Here is a 14142-nt window from a genome sequence, read left to right on the forward strand (position 1 = left end):
GAACTCGTCGATTCCGACTACATCATTCCGAATGGCGAGTTCAACATCCCCACATTCCAACCGTTCCGATATTCACGCGTAGCGCCGACTGCTGAACTGCCATGACCCGCGTGTGCGGGTTATCAGGGAGCAGATGATGAAGAAGTTGTCGTGGTTGCTGTTGGCCGCGTTGCCCTACCAGGCCATGGCGTCGGTGGAGGATCCCGTCGCACAGCCGTGCTACATGTGTACCGATGCTGAGATGTACGCGAAGGCGCGCTCGCTGGGAGTCGGTTCGCACTACGTCTACCAGGCCGCAAGCCAGACCAACATCCAGGGATTCCACGTCACCAACGAGGGCGGGGAGCTGGTAGCCACGCATTTCGTGCCGGAGCCGTGGATACGCACGCAGTACAACGCGCTGATGAAGCTCTACAACGTGACCCGGGGCGATTTCGTGGACCAGTGGGGAACCGTGTCGCTGCAGCCGCCCGGATCGCCGCATGTGATGATGGAGCAGCCGCAGAGCGACACCCTCCTCTGGGGGCATCACGTCTCCGACCTCAATCCCCGCCGCGAGGAGGCGCGTGAAACGGTACGACGCATGCTCAACCGCGCAAGCCGCTATGCCTTTTTGAACGCAGATGCCGAGCACGGCCGCATCCTGCGATTTGAATCGCAGTCCTATGGGGCGACGCCGTTGATCGCGCAGCTGAAGATCCTGACGTCCTCGCTCGGCTATATCGAGTTCTACTTCGATTACGAAACCCGCCAGTGGGAGTATCTGAACTCGAGGGACTGGAACTGGGTGATCCAGGAAAAAGCGGATGACTTCCTGTATCCCGACGGCACCGCGCGCAGGCTGCCGTACGAACGAGCGCTCGCGCCGTACTTCGTGCAGCGGGCCGGCTGGGCGGGCGTAAAAGTCATCGGGACGCCTGCGTACGGTACCTCTACCGTCGCATACCTGTGTGCCCGGATCGCTGGAACGATTGAGTGCCGGGCGGAATGATCCATCTCCCGTGCCCCCTCGGGGGGCACGGGAGTTCGATGCTTCAGGTTTCCCGCAATGCGGTAGTGATCGGCAGCCGCGCCGCACGCAGCGCGGGGAACAGCCCACCCACCAGCCCGATTCCCAGCGCCCACTTCAGCCCACTCCACAGCAGCTCGGGCGAGACCTTGAACTGGAACACCACCTGGCTGAAGTTGCTGCCGATGGTGGACACGCTGTAGCCGTTGAAGATGGCCCACGCCACCAGTCCGCCCAGCAAGCCGCCGATCAGTGCCAGCAGCATGGTCTCCAGCATGATCGCGGTGACCACCGGCAACCCACGGAACCCGATGGCGCGCATCGTCGCGATCTCACGCGCGCGGGTGGCCACCGCCGCATACATGGTGTTGAGTGCGCCAAACACCGCACCAACCGCCATGATCGCGCCGATCACCGTGCCGAGCACCTTGATCAGGGTATTCAGCCCGCCGCCCTGCTTGGCGTAGTACGCACGCGTGGTTTCCACATCCAGCTTCAGGCGCGGGTCGGCAGCGACGCCTGCCTTGAACAGGTCGAACCCGGCTTTGCCATCGGTGCGCAAGCTGATCGACTGCCATGCACTGCGCTGGTAGGTGTTGGCCAGCGTCTCAGCATCGGTCCACAGCTCCGAGTCGTGCGCATCGCCGGAATTGAAGACACCCACCACGGTCCACTGCTGGTTGCCCAGCGTGAGCGACTTGCCCACTTCCAGCCCACGGAACTGGCCCTGGGCGCCCTTGCCGACCACGATCTCGCGCAGGCCGGGTTTGAACGGGCGGCCCTCGGTGACCTTCACCTTGTCGTGCACCGCCCACGCCATTTCGCCCACGCCACGGAACTGCGCGTTGACGTCGGTACCATCGCCCCTGGAGACCAGGTTGACCACCTGCGACAGCTCCGGGGAGATCATCGGCTTGCCCTGCGCATCCTTGGCCACGCCGGGCAGGGTGGACAACAGCGGTACCTGGTCGCGGGTAATGACCGAATTGGTTTCGGCCTGTGAACCGCCGCGCAGCACGATCGCCGTGGAGTCATCGCCAGTGCTGTTGAGCGTGGCCTGGAAGCCCTGGCCCATGGCCAGCATCGCCACCAGCACGCCGACCACGCCCGCAATGCCCACCACCACCACCGAGGACGCGCCCCAGCGCTGCGGCAGGCTGGCCACGCCAATGCGCGTGGCCGCCAGTGCGAGCCGCCCGCTGCGGGTGAACAGCAGCCACAGCCCGACGGCCACGACCACTGCCAGCACGCCCGGCCAGGGCAGCATGATCCACACCGCCAGCATCACCGCCAGCAGCAGCACCGACAACAGATTGCTCAACCATTGCTTTTTCATGTCGGTTCTCCTCAGCGGCCCGCCAGGGCATCGACGATCTTCAGCCGCTTGGCGCGCAGCGCCGGCAGCAGGCCCACCACCACACCAATCAGCAGGATCAGCCCCACCCCCATCAACCAGGTCTGGGTGGGTACGTGCGGTGGCAACAGACCCTGTGTCTTCGGCGCCAGCACCGGCAGGATGGAAGCGGCCAGGCCCATGCCGATGGCGCCGCCCAGCCCGATCAGCAGTACCGATTCGATCATCACCAACGTCAGCACCGTGCTGTCCTTGAAGCCGAGTGTCTTCAGCGTGGCCAGTTCGGGCACGCGCTCGCGCACGGCCTGGGCCATGGTGTTGCCGGTGAGCAGCAGCAGGGTGAAGAACACCGCGCCCATGATCGAGGTGACGATCAGCCCGATGTCGGCGAACTGTTTGACGAAGGCCTGCTGGAACGCCGATTCGGTCTGGGTCTTGGTTTCATGGTCCGAATTGGCCGAGATCGCGTCGATGGCCTGGGCCACGCGCGAGGAGTGGTCCGGGTTGTCCAGGGTGACCGTGAACCAGCTCACCTGGTTCTTGATGTAGTCGTTGCTCTCGTCGAAGTACTTCCAATTCATCATCAGCTGGCGTTCTTCGTTGGCCGCCAGGGTACGGTCCTTCGAGCGGAAGATGCCGACCAGCTGCAGCGGCCAGTCGTTGCTGCCGCCGCGCGGGAAGATGGTGGCCTGCAGCGGAATGGTGTCGCCGATCTTCCAGCCAAATTCCTTGGCCAGCGTTTCGCCCACCACCGCACCGGTCCGGGTGTCCTGGAAGGCTTTGAGCTGTTCGGGTGGCAGCTGCAGTTCGCGGTACACCTCGAAGTAGTTCGGCGCCACCGAGAAGTTGGCGAAGAAGTTCTTCGGGTCCTGGTAGATGCCGCCGAACCACATGCCGTAAGTGACGTCCTTTACCCCGGGGACCTGCCGCACCTGCGGCTCCAGCCGGGTCGGCAGCGATTGGGTGATGGACAGGCGCGAGGCCACGATCAGGCGGTTGGCCCCTTCCACGCTGCCGCCCGAGCTGAATGCCACGCGCACCGAATCGAGCATGCCAAACAGCAGGAACGCGGCCACCACCGAAAGCAGGGTCAGCAGGGTCCGCGTCTTGCTGCGGAACAGCTGCGCCCATATGAGCGAGAAGTATTTCACCGCAGTGACCTCCGTCAGTGGGCCGCAGGTGCCTGTGCAAGCTCACCCTTGTCCAGATGCACGGTATGGGTGGCGTACTCGGCGGCCTTGGGGTCGTGGGTGACCATGATGATGGTCTTGCCGTGCTCGCGGTTGAGCTGCTGCAGCAGCACCAGGATTTCCTCGGCCGAGGCGCGGTCGAGGTCGCCGGTCGGCTCATCGCAGATCAGGAATGTCGGGTCGGACACGATCGCCCGGGCAATCGCCACGCGCTGCTGCTGGCCGCCGGACAGCTCATTGGGGCGGTGGCTGCGGCGGTCGGCCAGGCCGACCAGGGTGAGCGCGATTTCGGCATTGCGCTTGCGCTGCGCCGCCCCAAGGTGGGTAAGCAGCAATGGCAGTTCCACGTTCTTCTGCGCGGTGAGCGTCGGCATCAGGTTGTAGAACTGGAACACGAAGCCGACATGGTGGCTGCGCCAGGTGGAGAGCTGTCCGCCGGACATGCGGTCGATGCGCTCGCCTTCGATCTCGATCTCACCGCCGCTCGGCGTATCGAGCCCGCCGATCAGGTTGAGCAGGGTGGTCTTGCCCGAGCCGGACGGGCCCATCAGGGCGACGAAGTCGCCGCGCTGGATGTCCAGATCGATCCCGTGCAGCACCTGCACCTTTTCGGGGCCGCGCTGGTAGGTCTTGGTGATGTTGCGGAGCGAAACCAGGGTGGACATGAGCGGTTCTCCGTGAATCAGGGGAAGAAGAAACCATGCGGGCAGCCGCGCGCATGCGCGCCGGGCCGGCACGGGAATCGCACTTCGTCGGCTCGCGACCCGGTCGCGGCGCCGCCTTGCTTACTGCGTCTGCTTTTCCACTACCGCGCTGCCATCGCGCAGTTCCGGCGGCGGGTTGCTCACCACCTGCTGGCCGGCGCTGAGACCGGCGGTGACCTGGCGGTCGTTGTTGAGCGCCACGCCCACCGTCACCGGCACCTGCTGCACGCGCTTGTCATCGCCCACCACGAACGCCACGGTCTTCTGGTCGCGCTCGACCAGTGCCGCTGCGGGCACGCGCACGCCGTTGGGCGCCTGCGCCTGGGCTGGCGCGGCCGCTTCCAGGAAGCTCACCCGCACGCCCATCTCGGGCACGATGCGCGGATCCCTGCTCTTCAGTGCCACGCGCACCTTGACCGTTGCCTTGCCGCGGTCGGCGGTGGGGATGATGGCGATCACCTCGGCGGGGATCTTCCACTCCGGGTAGGCATTGAGCGTGGCCTCGACCGGCATCTTCGGCTGCACGCGGCCGATGAAGGCCTCACCCACGTCCACTTCGATTTCCAGCGAGTCCATGTCCACGATGGTGCCGATACCGGTACGGGTGAAGCCGCCACCGGCCGACAGCGGCGATACGATCTCGCCCGGCTGCGCCGCCTTGGCGGTGACCACGCCGGAGAACGGCGCGCGCACGATGTTGTTGTCCACGCCCAGGTCGGCAATGGCCAGCGCGTCGCCGGCCACCTGTGTGTTGCGCTGGGCGGTGCGCAGCTGCGCGCGCAGGCTGTCGCGCTGGGCGATGGCCTGGTCGAACTGGGAACGCGAGACCAGCTGCTGGCCGACCAGCGTCTGCAGGCGCGCGGCTTCGGCTTCGGCCTGGGCCACCTGCGCCTGCAAGCCGGCCAACTGGCTGCGTGCTGCTTCCAGCTGGGCGGCCGACAGACTGCGCTGGGCGTTGGCATCGATCGGGTCGAGGGTGGCCATGACCTGGCCTTCTTCGACCCGCATGCCTTCTTCGATCATCACTTCACGGACCTTGCCGGTGATCTTGGCCGACACCGTGGCCATGCGCCGGGCCACCACGTAGCCGCTGGCGTCGAGCACCGAGCTGCTGGCGGTGCCCTGCTGGATGGCCACCACCGGTGCGGTGGTCACCTCGATCGGGCGTTCACGGCCGAACATGAGCCAGGCGACGCCAGCCAGGATCAGCAGGGCGACGATGGCGAGCACGATCCACAGGCCACGGCGTGGCGACGAAGGCGGCGGGGCGGCGGCCTTCCTGCGGTCGATGCGGAGTTCCTTGAGCAGTTCAGCGGATGCGTTCATCGTGAGTCTGGACGTGGAATCGGGCCGAGTGTGACCGCAACGGGAGTGGCGGGCAAACCGGGACGGGACTGGCTGGGGCACAGGATGCCTGCAGGACCGGGTTCCGGGCAGTGACAGCTGTCACCTGCCTGGGGTGATGCGGCGTACTGGAAGTGTCATTGCCGACACGGGATCGTATGGCCATGCCGCACCCCGCCAGGAAGATGCCATGATCGCGCCTCGCCCCAACCACCGGGAACCCACCATGACGCACCGCCGGCTCTCCACCCTTCTGCAGCCCGCCCCGGATTCGGCCGTTGCCGACAACCTGCGCGCCGGCAAGCCGGCCTGGTCCGATGCGGTGCATCTGTTGTGGACCGGCTGGGTGTTCCTCACCCCGATGTTCGGTGGTGGCTACACCCTGACGTGGCTGTGGCTGACCCTGCTGACCTACCCGGTGTTCCTGGCGCTGTATGCCCGCCAGCTGCTGTCGCCGCGCCGGGACGCACCGCGTTACGCGCTGGCCATGGTGGCCATGGGCTTGGCGCTGCTGCCGTGGTACCCGTCAGGCATCAGCTATTTCATCTTCGGCTGCGTCACGCTGCGGGTGTGCCGCACCGGCAGCGCGTGGCGCTACCTCGCCCAGCTGGTGGTGCTCAACGCTGCCTTCGTGGCCATCGCACTCTGGGTGGGCTACCACTGGCAGCTGGTGGTGTGGATTCCGTCGATGGCGTTCATCATCGGCGTCATCATCAATGTGGAAAGCACCAACAAGGATCGCGACGCGGCGCTGCAGCTGTCCCAGGACGAAGTGCGGCGGCTGGCCGCCACGGCAGAGCGCGAACGCATCGGCCGCGACCTGCACGACCTGCTCGGCCACACGCTTTCGCTGATCACCCTGAAGCTGGAGCTGTCGCGCAAGCTGTTCGACCGCGATCCCGAGCGTGCGCGGCTGGAGGTCACCGAAGCCGAGGCCATCGCGCGGCAGGCACTGTCTGAAGTGCGCAGCGCCGTGACCGGCATCCGCGCCAGCGATCTCGCTGCGGAACTGGCGGCTGCGCGGCTACTGCTGGAATGCCAGCACGTACACCTCCACTACAGCCCGCCGCCGCCGATGCCGGTGGAGATCGAGCGTGGGCTGGCGCTGGTGCTGCGCGAAGCAGCCACCAACATCGTGCGGCATGCTGACGCGCACCAGGCCTGGGTCGAGTTCGCCCAGGACGGACGCAGCCTGAGCCTGCAGATCCGCGATGACGGGCGTGGCGATGTGCAGGCCGATGGCAATGGCCTCACCGGCATGCGCGAACGCGTGGCCGCGCTGCGCGGCACGCTGCAGGTGCACTCCCCGCGCGGGCAGGGCACCACGCTGGCGGTGCGGGTGCCGCTACCGGCCAAGACGGCCGCAGTAGCCACGGCCATGAGTGCGACTCCGCTGACCCATGAGGTACTGCCATGATCCGCATCGTATTGGCCGAAGACCAGGCGATGGTGCGCGGCGCGCTGTCGGCGCTGCTTGGGCTGGAGCCGGATATCGAGGTGCTGGGTGCCGCCGCTGACGGTGAGGCGGCCTGGCGGATGCTGCAGCAGCTGCAGCCGGACATCCTGGTCACCGATATCGAAATGCCAGGGTTGTCCGGCCTGGAGCTGGCGCAGCGCATCGCGCGCCATGGGTTGCCCATCAAGGTGGTGATTGTGACGACCTTCGCGCGCTCGGGCTTCCTGCGCCGCGCGCTGGATGCCGGCGTGTGCGGCTACCTGCTCAAGGACGCACCGGCGGAGAAGCTGGCCGATGCATTGCGCCAGGTACAGCACGGCGGCCGTGCCATCGACCCGCAGCTGGCGGTCGATGCGTGGTCGCAGGCCGACCCGCTCAACGACCGCGAACGCCAGGTGTTGCGCCTGTCCGGCGATGGCCGCTCGGCCAGCGAGATCGCCACGCAGCTGGGGTTGTCGCACGGCACGGTGCGCAACTACCTCTCCGAATGCATAGGCAAGCTGGGCGTAGCCAACCGAATCGAAGCCTACCGCCTGGCCCGGCAGAAAGGGTGGTTGTAGGCACCCACGGTGCCTTCAATCACCCGGGTAGCACACGACCGTTGGTCGTGTGACGTTACCCGTCCCGCCCCTTCGCCATCGCCTGGAACACCCCATCGCGCCGCACCCACAGGTGGAACAACGCTGCGCCAAGGTGCAGCACCACCGTGGCGAACAACACATAGGCCAGCAGGCTGTGCGCGCTGCGCAGCGCGGCGTACAACGCCACGTCGTGCGGCAGGATCGGCGGCAGCAATACCCCCTTCCACATCTGGATCGGGTAACCGCCGGCCGACAGCATCGCCCAGCCGACCAGCGGCATGGCCAGCATCAACCCGTACAACACCCAGTGCGAAGCGTGCGCCGCAGCGGCCTGCCAGGCCGGCAGATCGGCCGGCAGCGGTGGCGGCCGGTGCCGCAACCGGTTGATCAGCCGCACCACTGCCAACAGCAGGATTGCAATGCCCAGCGGCCGGTGCAGGTCCACCAGCATCGGCCGCCAGTGCAGCGAGGCCACCATGGTCACACCCACGAACAACATGGTCAGGATCAGCACCGCCATCAGCCAGTGCAGCACCCGTGCGGTGAGGTTGAAATGCCCGGCATCACGGCTCATCGTGCCTTCTCCTTGCCACTGGCCACTTCGCGCTCGCGGCGGTTGAACGATTCGGAATACACCGCCGAACGCGCGGCCAGGATCGGGTCATCGGTGCCGGCAATACCGCTGGGCAGGATCAGCGGATCGAAGTTGAGGTTGTTGCAGGCGCCGCCGGCCTGCGGCTGCAGGGCGTTCAGGGTCAGCGTGCCCAGCTTCACCTGGCGGCGGTCTTCGGGCCACGGAATCGAGGGATCGTTCACCGCGTCGCCCGCCGCGGCAAGCGTGGCCCACATCTCCCACTGCACCGGCCCCTTGGCCAAGCGCTGCTGGAACTCATCGCTGAGGTAATCCAGGCTGGCCGCCTTGCGCTGCGCCGCGTCCATGGCTTCGAACGGTGCCAACGGGCGCATGCTCCAGCGCACCACTTCGGTGTGGCCGTCGGCATTCGTGAAGCGGAAGCTGTTGACCCCGTTGTAGGTGGTGTTGGCCCAGCTGGTGGACCACGGCGCGGTTTTGGCCCATTCGCCGAAGGCGCGCGCGGACGGATACTTTGCCGCGATGGCCGCCATCTTGGCCGGGTCCGGTTTGCCGGTGGCCGGGTCTGGAATGCCGGCACGGGTCTGTTCCAGGAACGCCTCTGTGGTGGGCACGGCGAAGAACGGGAAGCTGTTCATCGCCGTGCGCCATTCCTGGCCGTCGTCGCTGACCAGCTGCAGCGCCATGCTGCGAACGCGCGCATTGGCATCGGCCCCGTGCGGATCGCCGCCGCCGATCGAGAGGCGGCCCAGCACCGGCACCTGCTGCTGCCGGAACACCCGCGCCGAACTCAGTGCCGCGCCGCCCGGCGTGCCCTGGAAGGTGCCGCTCACGCACGCACCCTTGCTGTGTGCGCGGCGGAAGCCGGGATGGTTGGCGCCGGTGGCTTCGATGGTATCGGTGAAGGTCTGCACCGTGGCGCGGTCGCGGCCCAGCCAGCCGGCCAGCCAGGCGAAGGCCAGGATCAGCACGCCGGCAATCAGCGCAATCAGTGCGATCCACAGCAGCGGTGAATGCGGCGGGCGCGGGGCATCCGGCTCACGGCCGGCGCGGGTATAGCGGAAGAGCGACATGGGCCGTTACCTGCCTTCTCGAACGTGAGGGGGTGGGTGCGGCCATGGTGTCAGAACCCCGGTCGCCCGGATATTCACATTTTCGACAAGATTCAATGAAAGATCCCCGCCGGGGCGGGGATCTGTGGGGGCCTGCTTACGCGTATCGCGTTTTCAGCATCGACCACGCCGAGCGCAACGCGAGGGCCTCGCCACCGGCCGGGCGGCCCGGCCGTTCGCCGTCATTCCAGGCGTATACGTCCAGGTGCGCCCAGGCCTGGCCTTCGGCGATGAACCGTTCCAGGTACAGCGCGGCGGTCACCGAACCGGCCATGCGCGACCCGGCGTTGGCCAGGTCGGCAATGCCGCTGTGCAGGTAACGCAGGTACGGGCGCCACAGCGGCATGCGCCAGACCGGGTCGCGGGTGGTTTCGCCGGCCTGCAGCCACTGCTGCGCCAAAGTGTCGTTGTTGCTGAACAGCGCCGGCAGGTCCGGGCCGAGCGCGATGCGCGCCGCACCGGTGAGCGTGGCGAAGTCCAGCACGATCTCCGGCTGCTGTTCGCTGGCGTAGGTCAGCGCATCGCACAGCACCAGCCGGCCTTCGGCATCGGTGTTGTCGATTTCGATGCTCAGGCCCTTGCGGGTGGCGATCACTTCGCCCGGGCGGAACGCATCCGGGCCGATCGCATTTTCCACCGCCGCAATCAGCAGGGTCAGCTGCACCGGCAGCTCCTGGGCCATGATCAGCCCGGCCAGCGCCAGCGCGTGCGCGGCGCCGCCCATGTCCTTCTTCATGTTGCGCATGCCGTCGGCCGGCTTGATGTCCAGCCCGCCGGTATCGAAGCACACACCCTTGCCCACCAGCGCCACGTGCGGGCGACCGGCCTGGCCCCAGCGCAGCGCGATCAGGCGCGGCGCCCGGTGCGAGGCGCGGCCCACCGCGTGGATGGCCGGGAAATTCTGCTCCAGCAGCGCATCACCAGTGATCACCTCGCACTGGCCACCATGGGCGGCGGCCAGTTCGCGGGCGGCGTCTTCCAGCTGCTGCGGGCCCATGTCCTCGGTGGGCGTGTTCACCCAGTCGCGCACGCGCAGGCTGGCGGTGATCACATCGCGCACTTCGGCAGACGGGGTGGCCACCAGCTGCGCCGGGGCGCGGTTGGGCTTGCGGTAGCGCGCGAAGCGGTAGCTGCCCAGGCCCCAGCCAAGATGCAGAAGGGTTACCACATCGGCCGGCAGCGCGTCGGCCAGCTGCCACACGCTGCCTTCAGGCAGCGCGAACGGGGCATGCGCGTAGGCATAGGCGTCCCCCGGGTCACCTACGCCGACGATGGCGCCGGCCAGGCCATGTTCGCCCGGCAGCAGCACCACGCTGCCACCGCTGCCATTGAAGTGCTGCGCATCCAGCCAGGCAACCAGGGCCGGGCTCTGCTGCCCGCGCCATGCCGCGAACTGTTCGCGCTCCATCACGTGCAGCGGCAGGGCCTTGGCCGAATCGGTGGTGAAGCCGTTGATCTGGGTCATGCGGGGTCGTGCTCCGTTCGGGGTCAGGCGGTCTGTGCCGATGCATTCGCATCAAGCCAGTCGGCCAGGCCGGTCAGGGTGTCGAACTGCAGGTCGGGCTGCAGTGAGGGGTGATGCCAGGTGTGTTCAACGCGGTTGATCCAGCAGCCGCGCAGGCCAGCCTGCATTGCGCCAACCACATCCATTTCGACATGGTCGCCGACGTGCAGCACCTGCGCCGGCGCTACGCCCAGGCGTTCGCAGGCGGCGTGGAAAATGCTGGCGGCCGGCTTGGCCGCGCCGTGTTCGCGCGAACCCAGCTGGAAGGCGAAGTGGTGGTCCAGCCCGATCCGGGCCAGGTCGGCGTTGCCGTTACTGAGCGCGGCCACCGGCACCCGGGCGGCAATGCGGGCCAGCGCGTCCAGCGCATCGGGGTAGAACTCCACCTGATTGCGCGCGGCGTAAAACGCCTCGTAGGCCGGTTCCAGCAGGGCCAGGTCGGCCCCGCTGTTTTCCAGCGCCTCGCGCAGGGTGAGCCGGCGCAGGGCGCTCAGGTCATGGTGCAGCTGCGGGTTGTCGCGGAAGGAGCGCTCGCGCAGTTCGCGCATCGCCGCCACCGGGTACATCGCGGCGGTGGCCGGGCTGTGCTGGAGCATCCACTCGTACAGCACCTGGTCGATGCGGGCGCCGATGGGGGCGAACGGCCACAGGGTGTCGTCGAGGTCGAGGGTGATGGCTAGGACGGGAAAATTCACCCGCCCATTCTACTCCAACAGTTTCGCCCAGCCCTGGGTGCCGTCCAGGCGCGCCAGTACCAGCTTGATGCAGACCAGCAGGGGGACCGAGAGCAGCAACCCCACCATGCCCCACAGCCAGCCGAATACCATGAGCGCCAGGATCAGGATCAGCGGCGAAATCGCCATCTGCCGGCCCAGCACGATCGGGGTCACCACCTGGCCCTCAATGGTGTGCAGGGCGAGGTAGCAGGCCGCTGGCAGCAGCGCCTTGAACGGATCGCTGAACTCCACAAAGCCCATCAGCAGCATCAGCGTCACCCCGATCAGCGGCCCCACGTACGGCGCGAAATTCAGCAGCGCCGCCACCGTGCCCCACAGCAGCGCTTCCTGCAGGCTGATGCCCAGCAGCAACAGCACGCCCGAGAAGATCAGCCCCACCAGCGCGTTGATCACGGTGATGGTCAACACGTAACGCGACACCTCGCGTTCGATCGAGCGCAGGATGTCGGTGGTGAACCGCTGCTGCTGCCGGCTGGGGAACAGCGCAATGGCGTGCTTCTGCAGGTTCTGCCCGTAGATCATGAAGAACAGGGTCAGCAGCACCACCGCCAGCACGGAAGCGGCCAGGCGTGGCGCCCGGGTCAGCACTTTGTACGGGTCATCCAGCTGGGTGCGCACCACCTGCACCCTGCGGCTGCCTTCGCCGCCGGCCACGCGCGCGAAGTTTTCCGCTGCCTGGTTGGCCTGCTGCACCGGCTTGGTCAGGTTCTGCACCTGTCGGGCCACCTTGCGCAGCTGTTGCGGGGCTTCCTGTGCCCATTCCATTGCCGGGCCGACCAGTTGAACGCCCAGCGCGGCCGTCCCGCTCAGGCCGACCCCGATCACCAGCACCGCCGCCAGGAAGCGCGGAATCCACAGGCGGCCAAGCAGGCGCAGGATGGGATTGCCGACCAGCGCGAAGAACATCGCCAGCAGTACCGGCAGGATGATTTCCTGCGCGGCCCACAGGGTGAACGCGACTGCAAGCGTGGCCAGCACCACCAGCGACATCGGCGCACGCGGGCGCGGCGGCGGGGGAACCGCTACCGGCAGGGGAGCGTCGGCGGAAGAGGGTGCAGGAACGCTCATGCAGGTCGCACGCTGGAGAGGAAACGCATTATTGGGCAACCCGGGTGCGTGCTGCGTGTTGGAAACCGGTCACCGCCGGTTACGTGGATTCGGTAGCGCCCCACGCTTGGTGGGGCGACGCGTCATCGTTCGGAAACGTCGGTCGCTGCTTCGGCCGGCTGCGGCTGCGGCTGGGCCGATTCCTGGGTGGCGGTCACCCGCGCACGCGGCGCAGCCGCCGGGGCCGAAGCCCGAACCGCTGCTGCAGCCGGCGCAGGAGCGACAGCTTCATCCACCTTGTCCGCCGCCTGCTCTGCCGTATCGGCCGCTTCACTGGCCTGCATCGAGGCAAACGCCGCCTGGGCGCTGGCCAGCAGGTTGGACACCGAACCGATCATCTGCAGCCAGCGGGCACCATGAAAACGGGTCTTGCCCGGCTCCAGCTTGCCGGCCAGGAAACCGCCAGCCAAGCCGACGCTGATGATGCGCAGCGGCGTCCAGCCCGCGCGCCATGCCTGGCTGAGGGTGAACCAGCTGCACTGGGTTTCATCGACCCGGATGGACACTACCTGTTCGGCACGCTTGACCCGGTGGCGCAGGGCTTCGAATTTCATGGCACACGCTCCCTGACGTCCATCTGGCCCTCAGGATCGTCGTCGCTGGGCTCATCGAACAGGCCCAGCCTCGACAACTGGCGGCGCGTGGCATGCATGCCGGTGTGGCGGAAGAAGAACGACACCCGCCAGATCGCATAGCCGGTCATCGCCAGGCTCACCACCGAAGTGATCAGCAGCGAATGGAACCAGGACAGACCCCATCGCTGCATCAGCGCGATCAGCGTACCGGCAAGCAGCAGCCAGGCCGACGCGCCGAATACGATTGCAACCCCGCTCCACGCCAATGCGCGGCCGAATGCACTGCGTGCCAGCGCGAATTCGAACGATGCCAGGCGACGCAGCGAACGCAGCGTGTGCTTGGCCGAATCCACCGTCGCGCGGCCGGCCTGGCCCACCTCGCGGATGCTTTCATCCAGGCGCGGCGCGCGCTGGCCGGCATCGCCATCGGGTGGAGGCGTTGCCGCTCCACCGTCGGGCGTCGACTGTGCTTGATCGCTCACGCCGACTTACTTGTCGCCGCTGCGGGCAAGCTTGGCGATGATCCAGCCGGCGGCAAATGCCACGCCGAACGAGGCCAGCGGGCGCTCGCGGATCAGCTCGGCGGCGCTGTCGACCAGGTCCTTGCCCTTGTCCATCAGCGCATCAACCTGCTCTTTCGCAGCGGCGCCGCCGAATTCAGCAGCGGCCAGGCCGGACAGCGCGGTATCGGAAAGTTCGGCCTTGACATTGGCCTTGCCGATACGCAGTTCGTCGGTGGCTGCGCCGGTGGCGCCCTTGATCGCACCGCCGGCAGCGGTAGCGGCCGACTTCAGGTGCGAACCGGCTTCACCCAGGTGTTCCTTGAGGTTCTCGGTGTTGGTGGGGCTCATCGTGTATCTCCGTTGTAGGCGATGGG

The 14142-nt window shown here is 67.1% G+C and carries 15 protein-coding genes; 3 read left to right on the plus strand and 12 right to left on the minus strand.

What is annotated here, in order from left to right; genetic code table 11:
- Positions 1 to 136: 136 nt before the first annotated feature.
- A complete protein-coding gene (locus ACTJI4_RS14110) occupies positions 137 to 991 on the plus strand; it encodes a hypothetical protein (RefSeq protein WP_440869696.1) in 855 nt (284 codons plus the stop codon).
- A 43-nt stretch (positions 992 to 1034) separates the two neighbouring features.
- Here ACTJI4_RS14110 and ACTJI4_RS14115 read toward each other — a convergent pair whose 3' ends face one another.
- From ACTJI4_RS14115 to ACTJI4_RS14130, 4 genes are all read right to left on the minus strand, one after another.
- Complete coding sequence (locus tag ACTJI4_RS14115) at positions 1035 to 2345, minus strand: ABC transporter permease (protein WP_440869697.1); 1311 nt, start codon at positions 2343 to 2345, stop codon at positions 1035 to 1037.
- Positions 2346 to 2356: 11 nt separating this feature from the next.
- Positions 2357 to 3514, minus strand: coding sequence for an ABC transporter permease (locus ACTJI4_RS14120; RefSeq protein ID WP_392924439.1), 1158 nt, complete (start codon positions 3512 to 3514; stop codon positions 2357 to 2359).
- Positions 3515 to 3528: 14 nt separating this feature from the next.
- The gene (locus ACTJI4_RS14125) at positions 3529 to 4218 is read right to left on the minus strand and encodes an ABC transporter ATP-binding protein (RefSeq protein WP_440869698.1); all 690 of its coding nucleotides are present in this window, start codon (positions 4216 to 4218) and stop codon (positions 3529 to 3531) included.
- Positions 4219 to 4338: 120 nt separating this feature from the next.
- Positions 4339 to 5583 (minus strand): efflux RND transporter periplasmic adaptor subunit, encoded by a 1245-nt coding sequence (locus ACTJI4_RS14130; protein ID WP_440869699.1) that lies wholly within the window; start codon positions 5581 to 5583, stop codon positions 4339 to 4341.
- Between the two features lie 208 nt (positions 5584 to 5791).
- On the opposite strand from ACTJI4_RS14130, the gene ACTJI4_RS14135 reads away from it, so the two are divergent.
- Positions 5792 to 7018 (plus strand): sensor histidine kinase, encoded by a 1227-nt coding sequence (locus ACTJI4_RS14135; RefSeq protein WP_440869700.1) that lies wholly within the window; start codon positions 5792 to 5794, stop codon positions 7016 to 7018.
- On the plus strand, positions 7015 to 7617 hold the full coding sequence (locus ACTJI4_RS14140; protein WP_392924428.1) for a response regulator: 603 nt from the start codon (positions 7015 to 7017) through the stop codon (positions 7615 to 7617). Before ACTJI4_RS14135 ends, ACTJI4_RS14140 begins: the two co-directional genes overlap by 4 nt.
- A 55-nt stretch (positions 7618 to 7672) precedes the next feature.
- Here ACTJI4_RS14140 and ACTJI4_RS14145 read toward each other — a convergent pair whose 3' ends face one another.
- The 8 genes from ACTJI4_RS14145 to ACTJI4_RS14180 all read right to left on the minus strand — a co-directional run bounded on the left by ACTJI4_RS14145 (position 7673) and on the right by ACTJI4_RS14180 (position 14116).
- Positions 7673 to 8212 carry a cytochrome b gene (locus ACTJI4_RS14145; protein WP_440869701.1) on the minus strand — a complete coding sequence of 180 codons (540 nt, stop codon included), beginning with the start codon at positions 8210 to 8212 and terminating at the stop codon, positions 7673 to 7675.
- A complete protein-coding gene (locus tag ACTJI4_RS14150) occupies positions 8209 to 9303 on the minus strand; it encodes a catalase family peroxidase (protein WP_440869702.1) in 1095 nt (364 codons plus the stop codon). The genes ACTJI4_RS14145 and ACTJI4_RS14150 overlap by 4 nt, the downstream gene beginning before the upstream one ends.
- 136 nt (positions 9304 to 9439) lie before the next feature.
- Positions 9440 to 10807, minus strand: a complete 1368-nt coding sequence (locus ACTJI4_RS14155; RefSeq protein ID WP_392924420.1) for a leucyl aminopeptidase family protein — start codon at positions 10805 to 10807, stop codon at positions 9440 to 9442.
- Between the two features lie 23 nt (positions 10808 to 10830).
- Positions 10831 to 11541, minus strand: a complete 711-nt coding sequence (locus ACTJI4_RS14160; protein WP_440869703.1) for an HAD family hydrolase — start codon at positions 11539 to 11541, stop codon at positions 10831 to 10833.
- Between the two features lie 9 nt (positions 11542 to 11550).
- Positions 11551 to 12651 carry an AI-2E family transporter gene (locus tag ACTJI4_RS14165; RefSeq protein ID WP_392924409.1) on the minus strand — a complete coding sequence of 367 codons (1101 nt, stop codon included), beginning with the start codon at positions 12649 to 12651 and terminating at the stop codon, positions 11551 to 11553.
- A gap of 122 nt (positions 12652 to 12773) precedes the next feature.
- Entirely contained in the window at positions 12774 to 13244 is a 471-nt protein-coding gene (locus ACTJI4_RS14170; protein WP_392924406.1) for a protein sip-5, read from the minus strand.
- A complete protein-coding gene (locus ACTJI4_RS14175; RefSeq protein WP_440869704.1) occupies positions 13241 to 13747 on the minus strand; it encodes a phage holin family protein in 507 nt (168 codons plus the stop codon). Before ACTJI4_RS14175 ends, ACTJI4_RS14170 begins: the two co-directional genes overlap by 4 nt.
- A gap of 6 nt (positions 13748 to 13753) precedes the next feature.
- Positions 13754 to 14116 (minus strand): hypothetical protein, encoded by a 363-nt coding sequence (locus ACTJI4_RS14180; protein WP_068848632.1) that lies wholly within the window; start codon positions 14114 to 14116, stop codon positions 13754 to 13756.
- Positions 14117 to 14142: the final 26 nt, after the last annotated feature.

The organism is Stenotrophomonas sp. 22385, assembly GCF_052045085.1.
Taxonomy (GTDB): Bacteria; Pseudomonadota; Gammaproteobacteria; order Xanthomonadales; family Xanthomonadaceae; genus Stenotrophomonas.

Excerpts from the sequence above, each read along its gene's own strand:
- ACTJI4_RS14110 (WP_440869696.1), top strand. The coding sequence starts at position 137 with ATGAAGAAGTTGTCGTGGTTGCTGTTGGCCGCGTTGCCCTACCAGGCC.
- ACTJI4_RS14115 (WP_440869697.1), bottom strand. The coding sequence starts at position 2,345 with ATGAAAAAGCAATGGTTGAGCAATCTGTTGTCGGTGCTGCTGCTGGCG.
- ACTJI4_RS14125 (WP_440869698.1), bottom strand. The coding sequence starts at position 4,218 with ATGTCCACCCTGGTTTCGCTCCGCAACATCACCAAGACCTACCAGCGC.
- ACTJI4_RS14130 (WP_440869699.1), bottom strand. The coding sequence starts at position 5,583 with ATGAACGCATCCGCTGAACTGCTCAAGGAACTCCGCATCGACCGCAGG.
- ACTJI4_RS14135 (WP_440869700.1), top strand. The coding sequence starts at position 5,792 with ATGATCGCGCCTCGCCCCAACCACCGGGAACCCACCATGACGCACCGC.
- ACTJI4_RS14140 (WP_392924428.1), top strand. The coding sequence starts at position 7,015 with ATGATCCGCATCGTATTGGCCGAAGACCAGGCGATGGTGCGCGGCGCG.
- ACTJI4_RS14145 (WP_440869701.1), bottom strand. The coding sequence starts at position 8,212 with ATGAGCCGTGATGCCGGGCATTTCAACCTCACCGCACGGGTGCTGCAC.
- ACTJI4_RS14150 (WP_440869702.1), bottom strand. The coding sequence starts at position 9,303 with ATGTCGCTCTTCCGCTATACCCGCGCCGGCCGTGAGCCGGATGCCCCG.
- ACTJI4_RS14155 (WP_392924420.1), bottom strand. The coding sequence starts at position 10,807 with ATGACCCAGATCAACGGCTTCACCACCGATTCGGCCAAGGCCCTGCCG.
- ACTJI4_RS14165 (WP_392924409.1), bottom strand. The coding sequence starts at position 12,651 with ATGAGCGTTCCTGCACCCTCTTCCGCCGACGCTCCCCTGCCGGTAGCG.
- ACTJI4_RS14170 (WP_392924406.1), bottom strand. The coding sequence starts at position 13,244 with ATGAAATTCGAAGCCCTGCGCCACCGGGTCAAGCGTGCCGAACAGGTA.
- ACTJI4_RS14180 (WP_068848632.1), bottom strand. The coding sequence starts at position 14,116 with ATGAGCCCCACCAACACCGAGAACCTCAAGGAACACCTGGGTGAAGCC.